10 protein-coding genes are annotated in these 11,076 nt (G+C 63.7%); 2 read left to right on the forward strand and 8 right to left on the reverse strand.

The window, feature by feature from the left end:
- Nucleotides 1-68 precede the first annotated feature (68 nt).
- From ACWAT4_RS32080 to ACWAT4_RS32090, 3 genes are all read right to left on the reverse strand, one after another.
- Nucleotides 69-1,142 (reverse strand): TauD/TfdA family dioxygenase, encoded by a 1,074-nt coding sequence (locus ACWAT4_RS32080; RefSeq protein WP_449728980.1) that lies wholly within the window; start codon nucleotides 1,140-1,142, stop codon nucleotides 69-71.
- 1,933 nt (nucleotides 1,143-3,075) lie between these two features.
- The gene (locus ACWAT4_RS32085; RefSeq protein ID WP_449728981.1) at nucleotides 3,076-4,758 is read right to left on the reverse strand and encodes a cytochrome b5 domain-containing protein; all 1,683 of its coding nucleotides are present in this window, start codon (nucleotides 4,756-4,758) and stop codon (nucleotides 3,076-3,078) included.
- Between the two features lie 220 nt (nucleotides 4,759-4,978).
- Nucleotides 4,979-5,836: a tetratricopeptide repeat protein gene (locus tag ACWAT4_RS32090; RefSeq protein ID WP_449728982.1), complete on the reverse strand. Its 858-nt coding sequence runs from the start codon at nucleotides 5,834-5,836 to the stop codon at nucleotides 4,979-4,981.
- 152 nt (nucleotides 5,837-5,988) lie between these two features.
- Here ACWAT4_RS32090 and ACWAT4_RS32095 point away from each other — a divergent pair, with 152 nt between their 5' ends.
- Together ACWAT4_RS32095 and ACWAT4_RS32100 are read left to right on the forward strand one after the other, a co-directional pair.
- Nucleotides 5,989-6,675, forward strand: coding sequence for a helix-turn-helix transcriptional regulator (locus ACWAT4_RS32095; protein ID WP_212298042.1), 687 nt, complete (start codon nucleotides 5,989-5,991; stop codon nucleotides 6,673-6,675).
- Between the two features lie 70 nt (nucleotides 6,676-6,745).
- Nucleotides 6,746-7,114: a VOC family protein gene (locus ACWAT4_RS32100; protein WP_212297536.1), complete on the forward strand. Its 369-nt coding sequence runs from the start codon at nucleotides 6,746-6,748 to the stop codon at nucleotides 7,112-7,114.
- Nucleotides 7,115-7,206: 92 nt separating this feature from the next.
- Here the strand turns inward: ACWAT4_RS32100 and ACWAT4_RS32105 are convergent, their stop codons facing one another.
- The 5 genes from ACWAT4_RS32105 to ACWAT4_RS32125 are packed head-to-tail and all read right to left on the reverse strand — an operon-like array spanning nucleotide 7,207 to nucleotide 10,816.
- Nucleotides 7,207-7,977 (reverse strand): sulfite exporter TauE/SafE family protein, encoded by a 771-nt coding sequence (locus tag ACWAT4_RS32105; RefSeq protein WP_449728983.1) that lies wholly within the window; start codon nucleotides 7,975-7,977, stop codon nucleotides 7,207-7,209.
- Complete coding sequence (locus ACWAT4_RS32110; RefSeq protein ID WP_449728984.1) at nucleotides 7,974-9,239, reverse strand: CCA tRNA nucleotidyltransferase; 1,266 nt, start codon at nucleotides 9,237-9,239, stop codon at nucleotides 7,974-7,976. The genes ACWAT4_RS32105 and ACWAT4_RS32110 overlap by 4 nt, the downstream gene beginning before the upstream one ends.
- A gap of 22 nt (nucleotides 9,240-9,261) precedes the next feature.
- Nucleotides 9,262-9,525 carry a DUF6111 family protein gene (locus ACWAT4_RS32115; RefSeq protein WP_212297533.1) on the reverse strand — a complete coding sequence of 88 codons (264 nt, stop codon included), beginning with the start codon at nucleotides 9,523-9,525 and terminating at the stop codon, nucleotides 9,262-9,264.
- Nucleotides 9,522-10,208 carry a CoA pyrophosphatase gene (locus ACWAT4_RS32120; RefSeq protein WP_212297532.1) on the reverse strand — a complete coding sequence of 229 codons (687 nt, stop codon included), beginning with the start codon at nucleotides 10,206-10,208 and terminating at the stop codon, nucleotides 9,522-9,524. Before ACWAT4_RS32120 ends, ACWAT4_RS32115 begins: the two co-directional genes overlap by 4 nt.
- On the reverse strand, nucleotides 10,205-10,816 hold the full coding sequence (locus ACWAT4_RS32125; protein WP_449728985.1) for a DUF1285 domain-containing protein: 612 nt from the start codon (nucleotides 10,814-10,816) through the stop codon (nucleotides 10,205-10,207). Before ACWAT4_RS32125 ends, ACWAT4_RS32120 begins: the two co-directional genes overlap by 4 nt.
- Nucleotides 10,817-11,076 lie beyond the last annotated feature (260 nt).

Below are 11,076 nucleotides of genomic sequence, written 5' to 3' on the forward strand. Positions count from 1 at the left end.
CTCACGTCCGTCTCGCCGGTGATGCCATCGGGGCCGCCCCAGCGCGCGATGTCGTCTGAATCCGGCGATCAATCCAACGGCACGTTCAGGCTGGTGCCCCTGGTGATGATGCCACCGCGGTTGCCGATCTCGATCGACCCATAGCGCTGCTTGAAGCAATCCGGCAGCGGCCGGTCACCTTGCATGCTGAGCCAGAGGCGTAACAGATGACGCTTCTGGTTGGCATCGGGCCAGTCGCGGAATCCGGTTCGATCGTGCAACAGGGCATGATTGTAGACGAACTGCATGTCGCCCGGCTGAAGCCGCATGCCGAAATGCAGCGTGGCGTCATTTGCGAGTTCATCGAACAGATCGAGCGCCTCGATGTGAGCCGGCGTCAGTCGCGGCGCATCGGGAAAGCGCTGCGCGCTGTCGATATACTGGCGCTGATAGAACCCGGTCAGGAATCCTGCATGCCAATTCAGGACCGGGATTTCGAGATATGGCTTTTCGTTCTCCGGCACCTCGCCGCGCCGGTCGGTCGCGATTGCGTCGAACAAGAGAGCAGCAAGGTCGGGACGCCTGTCGAACATGGCGTTGTAGATCGTCGACGTGCTGACAAGGAGAGAATCTCCTCCTTCCATCGCCTCGCGAATGCACAACAGCCCAACCACGTCCGACGAATCCGTATGGAACGTCTGCCGTTCCGAGGTCTGATAAATCCGGGTGTTCGGATCCCTCGCATCGGCGCCGGTGTCGCGGACGTGGCCGAGAATGTGACCCGCTGCATTCTGGGACCGCGCCGATCCCAGATGCGCGCCCACCCCGCAGAATATCGTAGCGGCAAACTCCTGGCTGTATTTTGCCACCGGGAGGCCGCGGATCACTTCGAAACCGAGGCCGGTCAGCAGCTTTGTCTTGAGCCCTTCCAGATGCGCGCCGAAATGAGGAAGCGGAAAGCTCTGCTTCGTGATCTCGGCGATTTTCCTGCTTCGACCCAGATAGGATTCAGCCGCGTTCTCGAGCTCCGCGATCTCGCCGGCAGTCAGCGATATCAGCCACCGATCCGGATTGGCCTTCATCTCCGCGCCCAGCCAGGCGGATGGGATGTCGATCTTTCCCGAAGGGCGATCGATCCTGCTGGGCACTGAGACGGCGTTCATGGTGTTGGTTCCTGAGAGGATTGGTCGTCAGAGGAGACGTCGAGCACGCGACGATATTGTGCGGACTGCTTGTTTGCAACGAGGCCAGAAACCAATGGCTCAGGCTCTCGCGAAAGTGCATGACGTCCGCTTCTCTGCCGACAACGAGGCACGCGTGGACATCACCGTCATAGAAGGGGCCAGAAGCCGATGTCGCAACGGCGCCAGCGATCGTCGCTCTCTCGGTCATCATGTCGATAGCGTCTTATCGCAGATGGCCATGCGTCCACCGAATTGCCCGTATCGGAATATTGTGATACAACCATGACGTGTCGGGATTGCATTTCCGTCCATTGGGAGGCCGCCCATGAGATTCTCGTTAGGCTTCGCCGTACCGTCAGTCGTCGCTACCTTGTCAACCGTCTTGCTGTGCAGCACCACGGCAATGTCGCAACCCACACCAAACTCCACGCTTCCCGCCGTCTCGGTCGAAGCGCCGAAGGCAAGACCGACTGTTGTGCCGCGGCAGGGGCCGACGACCGTGACATCCCACCATCGGACATCAGGCTCATCATCGGCTCAAACGCCGTCATACGCGCCGAATACAGTCATGGGGAGGCTCGCCAAGCTGGAGAGAGAAGCCCGCAGCTGCAACGGTGGTTGCGAAACAAGTTTCAGGGTCGGCAACGCGCCGTGGGTCGGATGTAGCTTTAGTGCCGGAGGGTATGACAACAGTCTTTTCTCGCCGACGTGCACAGACACGCTCAGCTACAAGACTTACGCGCAGTGCGTAGAGACCAAGGCCTTCCTTGGTGCACAACCCAGGGAATCCCGGTGGATTTGCACCAGCCTGCTGGCCGGGGGCAAGCTGCCCGGCGAAAAGCAGGTCGCTGAAATCAAGCAATGGGGCCGCCGCTAGTTCAGGTCGCCAGGCGGCTGCTTCAGAGACACAAGATCGCATGGCTCAGGAATTCTGAGCCATGCGAAATGCCTGCTTCGGCAGCGTAGCCGCAAACTCCGTGCGCAGTCATCGCAACACAGCCGATGTCCGCTTCTCTGCAAATCACGAGGCACGAGCGGACATCACTGTCATAGAAGTGTCGCAATGACGACGGGGATCAGCGCTCCCTCAGTCATCATGTCGATGGCGTCTTATCGCAGATGGTCCTGCGTTCACCGAATTGCCGGTATCGGAATATTGTGATACAATCACTGGCTGTCGGGACGGCTGTTCCGTCCCGGATTTGGGGAGGTACCTTATGCGATCGTCATTAGGCTTCGCCGTGCCGTCCGTCATCGTTGCCTTGTCTACCGTCTTGCTGTGCAGCACCACGGCAATGTCGCAACCCACACCAAGCTCTTCGCTTCCCGCCGTCTCAGTCGAAGCACCGAAGGCAAGACCAAACGTTGTGCCGAGGCAGGGGCCTACGACCGCGACGTCCCACCGGACATCAGGCTCATCAACCGCTCAAAATCCGGTATTCGCGCCGAATACGGTGTTGGGTAAGCTTGCCAAGCTGGAGCGATCCGCCAGCACCTGCAACGGAGGTTGCGAAACGAGTTACAGGGTCGGCAATGCCCCCTGGGTTGGATGTAGTCAGAGTACGGATTCCTGGGTCGGAAATTTCTCGTCGACGTGCCGGGACACGCTCAGCTACAACACCTACGCACACTGCATAGACACCAAAACTTTCGTGGGCGCGACAAGCAGAGAGGCTCGGTGGATTTGTAGCAGCCTGATGGCCGCAGGCAAGTTGCCCGGCGAAAAGCAGGTCGCTGAAATCAAGCAATCGGGCCGCCGCTAGTCCACGCCATCTCCCGGCTAGGCCGGAGACACGGGATCGCATGGCTCGAGGACTTCGAGCCATGCGGAATGCTTGCTTTGGGAAGCAGGCGTCGGGCAGAGGGCCGTGACGTCGGACAAGCATCTCTTGCAGACTGCGCTTCTCCGGCATCACGGCGAGGTGGTTGCAGCCTCGGCGAGATCGCCGACGCAGAAATGAGCCATGTGCGCGACGGCTTCCGCGCTGTGGTAGTCACCAAATTCGGCAGTGGCTTCCTTGCCCGCGTACATTCGCGCGATTCCAGCGCCACCGGGATGATGGGGTGCCCACTCGGTGATGTCGTAGACTTTTCCCCGGATGATGACCCAGCAATCGTCTCGCCTGTTGTGTTGGGCGACCTCCTCGCGGGTGACGGGGCGCGGATCCCTGGCGGGACCGGCCGGCTTCCAGAGCTCGCGGGTGATCGCGGCGTAATTGGCCTTGGCAGCGCGGCGGAAGTCCCACGGCCCCAATCTCTTCGGAGGCAATTCGGCGCCGATCTTGCGGGCATCGTAGGCATAGATCCAGGAATCGTCCTCGCCGCCGCGCTTGTCGTGAGCAAAGGCCGGGCTCACCCGCTCGTCGAGTGACTCGAGCAGCGCCTTCTGCTCGGCGGTGTCCCTGGCCCGCAAATGATCGAAGGCGAATTTTGAGCCGAGCTGGAAGCGGGTCGCGCGGTAATGCCGCACGCGTTCGTAATGCAACAATGCCGTCGCCACATCGCGCTTGTGCAGGGTGAAGGCGCTGCCGAGCGCGGCGGCGTCCTCGAACGACTGCGCCGCGCCCTGGCCAAACGTGGGAAGCATCGGATGCGCCGCGTCCCCGAGCAGGCAGACGCGGCCTTGCACCCAGGTTTCGAGCGCGTCGCGATCGTAGAGGCCCCATTTCGTCGGACGAACGATCGCGCCCGCCAGCGCGAGCAGGTCGTCCCGGCTTGGGCTGCCCTCGAACGCCTCGCCCACTTCGCGAAGGATTTCCTCCCGACTGACGGGAAACCAGTCGCCCTCCTCCTGCTCGAACGCGGCGGAGTCGGGCTCATAGCGGGCGATCCATACGTTCAACAACTCGCCGCCGCGCACCCAGTACGTCGTCGCTCCGCTCTTGTCGTTGCGATGGCGATCCATGCTGAAGGAGTCGATGGGATTGTGATCCAGCGGGCTGCCGTCCGCCTTGCGGAGCGAGGCGACCACATTCCGGGGAATGAGTCCGCGAAAGCAGGTCACCTCGGTCCAGCGCTTGGGACGTGGGTTCGGCCATGCCAGCTGCAACGTGGCAGAGTTGATCCCGTCGGCACCTACGAGCACCTCTCCGGTGGCGGTTCGGCCATTGGCAAAGGTTGCCGTCACCCCGCCTTCGGTCTGACGCAACTCGGTCAGCCTGCAGTCCATGTGCACGGTGATCGGGCATGGTTCGCCGCTGCCCGGACCGAACTCGAACACCCGCTTGTACAGGCACATCAACAGGTCCAGCCTGTGCATGTGATGAAACCCGGCGCCGTCGCCCGCGGCGGTGACATGATCGAACGGCCGCTTCGTCACGCTCCCATCCGCGTTGAATTGCCGGGTCGATTCCAGAATGGCGGCCCGGCCGCCGTCGATCGCCCCATCGGGACCTTTCGGATCCCCGCCATCGAGGTCGACACCCAGCCACCGACAAAGCCGCGCCCCGTTCGGCGGAATGTTCAACCCGGCGCCCGCAGTGCTGGGCACCTTCGTCTGCTCGTAGACATCGACCGATGCGAAGACGCCCGACTGCCGCAGCGCCAGCGCCGTCATCAACCCGCCCATTCCCGCACCGATGATCACTGCCCGCATCCTGCCGTCCTTCGGGATTAAGCGAACACACCGCGTCCCGCCGCGCGGCGGGAGTCAAGGTGGATGTCGTCTGAACAGATGTGCCGAGACTAGAGCCTTTCCCGTTCCGATGGAATCGGAAGCCGCAGCCGAACCGGCAACAAAGCGACTTCTCGCGGACGGTACGGTCTGCGGGAAGCGCAGCAGGGTCAGCTATGATCCAATTCCGCGCAGCAAGCCGTCAGCGCCGCCCCGTCATCGCGCTCAATTCTGCCTTGACGCGCGCCACGGACTTTGGACCGTCCGGGTCAGTTGGAACGAGTTGCGCGTAGGCTTCGAAGTCGGGCAATGCCTCGACGAGATCGCGCTTCTTCTCCCGCGCCACGCCGCGGTTGTAATAGGATTTGGCAAATTTCGGATTGAGCCGGATTGCCTCGTTGTAGTCCGCGATGGCGCTGTCGAGGTCGCCCTTGGCAAGAAATGCGTCCCCGCGATTGTCGTAGGCCGGGACATATTTCGGATTGAAGCGGAGCGCAGAATCGTAGTCGGCGATGGCGCGATCGCGGTCGCCCTTGGTTATCCAGGCATTGCCGCGGTTGTTGTAGGCTTCGGCGTAGTTCGGATCGACCCTGATGGCCTCATTGTAATCGGCGATGGCGCGATCGGGCGCCCCTTTCTCCGACCAGGTAACACCGCGGTTGTTGTAGGCCTTGGCGTAGCCGGGATCGAGCCGGATGGCCTCGCTGTAGTCAGCGGCGGCGCGATCGAAGTCGCTCTTGGCCTGCCAGGCGTTGCCGCGGTTGAAGTAGGCCCCGACGCGCTTGGGATCGGCCCGGATCGCCTCGCCGTAATCGGCGATGGCGCCGTCGAGGTCGCTCTTGTTCTTATGCTCAATGCCGCGGTTCAGGTAGAGCTTCGCAAGCTCCTCGCCCCTAAAGTCGCCCGACGCAATGGCGCGAGAGCACGCCACGATGGCAGGCTCGCCCGATTGCCTTGCGCAGGTGTCCGCGTCGTCAGCGCCAGCCACCGCGGGCGATGTGGCGAGGCCCGCCAGGGTCAGCCATGGAAACAACCAGTGTGCCGACGAGCGCATCCGCATCGCATGTGGTCTCCGCAATCGACGGGAGGAGCCAAGTTAGCGCTGATCCCGCCCCCTTGGTCGGGGACGCAACGCGATTGGTTCATCCGGAGCACGCGTTGCTGAAAGTCGATGCTGACAGAATCTGGCAGCAGGGCGTGATATCAGGCGTCATGTCGCGCGCTCAACGCCTTCTTGATGTGATCCAGCTCTTGCGCAGGCATCGTCGGCCCGTCGCGGCGTGCCGGCTGGCCGAGGAGCTCCGCGTCTCCCTCCGGACGATCTACCGGGACATCGAGACGCTGAAGGGCCAAGGGGCCCACATCGATGGCGAGCCCGGCATCGGCTATATCCTGCGGCCGGGATTCATGTTGCCACCCCTGATGTTCTCGGAAGAGGAGATCGAAGCGCTGGTGCTGGGCGGCCGATGGGTTACCGCACAGCCGGATGAGCCGCTCGGAAAGGCGGCCCGCAACGCGCTTGCGAAGATCGCGGCCGTGCTGCCGGACGATCTCCAGCGGACCCTGGAAACGTCGAGCCTGATGGTCGCTCGCCGCCACCCGGCGGCAGGCGACGCCGAATTGCCGATGATTCGGACCGCCATCCGCACGGAGCGCAAATTGCGCATCACCTACAGCGACGAGAACGCCAATCGCACCAATCGCACGATCTGGCCGATCGCGCTCGGCTTCTTCGATCGGCTGCGCATGGTGGCGGCCTGGTGCGAGACCCGCGGCGACTACCGCCATTTCCGCACCGACCGGATCCTGTCGATCACGCTCACGGAGCGCGGCTACCCGCGACGCCGCACCGACTTGCTGCGGGAGTGGCGGCAACGGGAATGCATCACCGAACGCTGACCATGCTGACAGAAACTGGCAGCACCTTCCTGTAAGCGTCAGCCATCGCCAAGCTGAACAGGAGATGCAAATGGCTGACTTCAACCTCGTGGTGCTCTATGTCGACGATGCGCAGGCGAGCTCCGCTTTCTATCAGACCCTGCTGGAGCGCCCTGTCGCGCAATCGTCTCCCAAATTCGTCGTTCTTCCGCTCGGGAGCGGCACCATGCTGGGCCTGTGGCAGCGGGACGCCGTCGTACCTCCTTCTGCTTCGGAGGCCGGCAGCAGCGAGATCTCATGGGCGGCCGCGAACGCGGAGGCCGTGCACGCGACCTACGAAACATGGATGACCCGCGGCGTCCGGATTGCGCAGCCTCCGACCGCCATGCCGTTCGGACACACCTTTGTTGCGCTCGATCCGGACGGTCATCGCCTGCGCGTCCTGGCGCCCGCCGCGTAAAGCGTTGACGCGTCGGCATTGATCAGAGCGGAGCGTCATGCCGCTATAACGCGGAATGTCGCTGCGCTCATCCAAGCCGCGGCCGCCGTCATCTACCCGATGAGCTGCCGCGCCGCCGCCGAGATCATCACCAGCCCGCCGGTGATCACGGCGGCGTCGAGGATCGCGGTGTGGATATGCACCGGCATCCGCTCGACGAACGCTTTGGCCAGGAACGCACCGGGGATGGCGATGCCGCCGATCAGGAGCGCGAAGGCAAGCACCTGCACGGTCACCGCGCCGGCGAGGCCGAACACCGAGATCTTGATCAGGCCGGTGCCGAGCGAGATCATCGCGTCGGTTGCGATCACGGCGGCCCCTTCGAGGCCCGCGGCCATCAGCAGCGAGAGCAGGATGACGCCCGAGCCCGAGGTGCCGCCGACCAGCACGCCGTAACCGACGGATCCCGCCGCAAGGCCGGTGTCGCCGATCTTGACCTGGCGGCGCCGCAGCACGCGACGCAGCGGCACGCTCAGGATCAGCATGGCGCCGATGACGAGCGCCGCGCCTGCATTGGTGAGGCGCGTATAGCCGTAGGCACCGAGCGCGGTGGTCAACGCCGCGCAGGCCAGCACGATCAACGCGCGGCGCCGGTCGGCATAGCGGAGATAGGCAATTGCGCGGCTGGAATTGGTGAAGAGCGCGGAGATCGCGATGATCGGCACCACCGGCTCGGCGCCGACCAGCGGCACCAGCACCAGCGGCATCAGCGCGCCGGTGCCGTAGCCGGCGAGACCACCGATGATCGAGGCAAACAACGCCATCAACGCGACCAGCAGCAGCTGGAAAATCGAGATGTCGGCGAAGCCTGAGACGATGGTCAATGTTTCTCGCGAGTGGCGCGTGCTGTTGCTTGATCGGCGATGGAAGCGAGTGCGGCTTCCTCTAGTGGAAAATCCGCCGCGAGCCAAGCGTCCTCGGCAAGTGTCAACACATGTCCGAGCACAGGCCCTTCCGCCAGGCCGCGCGCGATGAAGTCGGCGGCGCGAAGCGGAAATTTCGGCGCAGTCCAGCGCTGGGGCAGTTCGGCAAGCGCACGCCAGCGCGACGATGCGACGTCGTCGCCGCTGCGCGCCCAGGCCAGCAACACGCGATCGTGATAGCGCTCGGCGCCCAGCCGGTAGACGAGCCGCCGCGCATTGGCCTCGTCCCTGGCGGGCAGACGCCACCAGCGATGCCCCATCGAATCCAGTGCCTTGGCTTCCGCATTGGACAGCCTCAGGCGAGTGGCGACGCGCTTGGCGTCTTCGGTCACGGCCACCGTCAGCGCGGCGAGACGGCGCGTGCTGCTGGCCGGCAGGCCGAGCGCTTGCTCGATCGCGATCATCGCCGTCAACGGCCCGGTATGGGCAACGCCGCCGATCAGCGCTTGCAGCAAGCCGGCATCGGCCATCGCAAGCACGGCCGCGGAGGCGCCTGATGCCACCAGCAATTTCAGCATCTCCATGCGCACGCGCTCGGCCGAGAGCGTCGCAAGGCCCGCGCGTCCGCGAATGCAGGCGAGAGTGCCGTCGCGGTCGGGCTCGCCGACGCCGAACGCGGCATGGATGCGGAAGAAGCGCAGGATGCGCAAATAATCCTCGGCAATGCGCTGGTCGGGCGCGCCGATGAAGCGCACGCGCCGCGCCCTGGCATCCGCGATGCCGCCGACATAATCGTAGACCACGCCGGCCGCATCGACCGACAAGCCGTTCATGGTGAAGTCACGCCGCTCGGCGTCCTTCACCCAGTCGCGGCCGAAGGCGACCTTGGCCTTGCGGCCGAACGTTTCGGTGTCCTCGCGCAGTGTCGTGACTTCGTAAGGTGCGCCGTCGATGACCAGCGTGATGGTGCCATGCTCGATGCCGGTCGGCACGCTCTTGATGCCGGCAGCCTTGGCGCGCCGCACGACATCCTCCGGCAGCGCGGTGGTGGCGATGTCCATGTCGCCCGGCGGCAGGCCGAGCAGTGCGTTGCGGACGGTGCCGCCGACCACGCGCGCTTCCTCGCCATCCGCGTTGAGCAGTTGCAGGACGCGCGCCGTCCCGCCTGCGGTCAGCCAGGGCGCACCGGCAAGAATCGGGGCAAGTATCGGCTCCGCGCTCATCGTCCGGCCCTTATCTTTCCAATCAGCTGTCCCTGCCCGGCACGAGCTTGCCGTTCTCGATATGGGCGGGAATGTAGGTCGAGTTCGGCGCGGCGCCGGAGAAATGCGCCAAGCCAATCAGGCCGGCGATGACGAGCACGAGCGCCACCAGGATAAGGCGCGCGACGACGGTGATCGGCCAGGACGATTGCACGAACAGGCCGGACCTTGTCGCGGCCAGGAACAGCGCATAGACGGCAAAGGGAATGAGGAAAATTCCGATCTCGGTCAGAACCGGCCGGATCATGACGAATAGATCCGCTCATACAGCACACGCAGCATTCCGGCCGTTGCGCCCCAGATGTAACGTTCCGCAAACGGCATCGCATAGTAAAACCGCTCCATGCCGCGGAATTCCTTGCTGTGCATCTGGTGATTCACCGGATTCATCAGGAAGGATAGCGGCACTTCGAACGCGTCATCAACCTCGGAATGGTTGATGGTGAGCTGAAAGCCCGGCCGGACCCTTGCGACCGTCGGCAGGATGCGGAAGCCGAACGCGGTGCCATAGAGATCGAGATAGCCGATCGGCTCGACGAAATCTCTGGACAGCCCGACCTCCTCCTCGGCCTCGCGCAACGCAGCGTCGAGCGGCGAGGAATCGGTCGCGTCTATCTTGCCGCCGGGAAAGGCGATCTGGCCGGCGTGATCGTTCAGATGCGCCGAGCGCTGCGTCAGCAAAATGGTCGGCTCGGGGCGATCGACCACCGCGATCAGGACCGCTGCGGGACGCACCGGCTGCTCGCGCGCGACGATCTCGAGCATCTTGTCGGTGCCGGGATCACCTGAGGCCGGAATGATGTTCGGATCGAACAGCCCGGGCGGAATGTCGAAGCCGAGCTTCGTCCTGGAGCGGGCGAAGAAATCCGCCGCGCGGAACGCGACGGGCTCGTGCTCGCTCTTGTCGCTCCTGGGAATAGGCTTGTTCAAAGCGCGGCCCTCACCTGTTCCGCATCCGCCATGGCGAAGAATTCGCCGGCCGATTCGACGCCGAACATCGGCTGGCCATCGACCATCCGCTCCTCGCCCATGTCAACCAGATCGTAATAGAGCGCGCGGGTGACCTTGGCCCAGAGATCGGCGCGGACGTGCAAATAGGGCGTCAGGCCGCCGTCCGCCGCCTGCTCGAAACGCAGCCGGTGCGCGGCGTCGCAGGTGACCCAATCGTCGACATTGGTACGGAAGCTCAGCACGCGCTGGCTGCCCTCGCCGTGCTTCAGCATCTCGACCGCCATGAACGGCGCGTCGTCGACGCGGATGCCGACCTTCTCGACGGGCGTGACCAGGAAATGCTTGTCGCCCTCGCGCTTGAGGATGGTCGAGAACAGGCGGACCAGCGCGTGGCGCCCGATTGGCGTGCCCATATAGAACCAAGTACCATCGGCCGCGATTCGGATATCGAGATCGGCGCAAAACGGCGGATTCCACAGATGCACCGGAGGCAGGCCCTTTTTGGCGCCCTCGGCACCGGCAGCACTTTTGGCGGCGGCAGTCAGCCCCTCCAGACCGCGATCGGCGCTCTGCCCTTGGTTCGCCATGGTTTGCCCTGACTTTGTCCGTTGGCACGATTGGTGCAGGTTTACGTTGTACGTAAGTCTACGGTTCCACCCCGGGTAAGTCCGGTGTGGAGGTCTCCACTTCGTGATGCCGTACATAACCCGAAGCCGATAAGGTGGGGATAGGTTAATTCAACGAATACATGGCCTTCCTGCAAGTTTAGCATAGGGCCCATGACGCAAGTTGATGACGCAATTTGATGCGATCATTTGACGACGCAGGAAAGCCGCGTGGCAGGCTT

Source organism: Bradyrhizobium sp. T-1, assembly GCF_053592855.1.

Coding starts and splice junctions, on each gene's coding strand:
- ACWAT4_RS32110 (WP_449728984.1), bottom strand. CDS start 9,239: ATGAGCGCGGAGCCGATACTTGCCCCGATTCTTGCCGGTGCGCCCTGG.
- ACWAT4_RS32125 (WP_449728985.1), bottom strand. CDS start 10,816: ATGGCGAACCAAGGGCAGAGCGCCGATCGCGGTCTGGAGGGGCTGACT.
- ACWAT4_RS32095 (WP_212298042.1), top strand. CDS start 5,989: ATGTCGCGCGCTCAACGCCTTCTTGATGTGATCCAGCTCTTGCGCAGG.
- ACWAT4_RS32090 (WP_449728982.1), bottom strand. CDS start 5,836: ATGCGGATGCGCTCGTCGGCACACTGGTTGTTTCCATGGCTGACCCTG.
- ACWAT4_RS32115 (WP_212297533.1), bottom strand. CDS start 9,525: ATGATCCGGCCGGTTCTGACCGAGATCGGAATTTTCCTCATTCCCTTT.
- ACWAT4_RS32080 (WP_449728980.1), bottom strand. CDS start 1,142: ATGAACGCCGTCTCAGTGCCCAGCAGGATCGATCGCCCTTCGGGAAAG.
- ACWAT4_RS32100 (WP_212297536.1), top strand. CDS start 6,746: ATGGCTGACTTCAACCTCGTGGTGCTCTATGTCGACGATGCGCAGGCG.
- ACWAT4_RS32085 (WP_449728981.1), bottom strand. CDS start 4,758: ATGCGGGCAGTGATCATCGGTGCGGGAATGGGCGGGTTGATGACGGCG.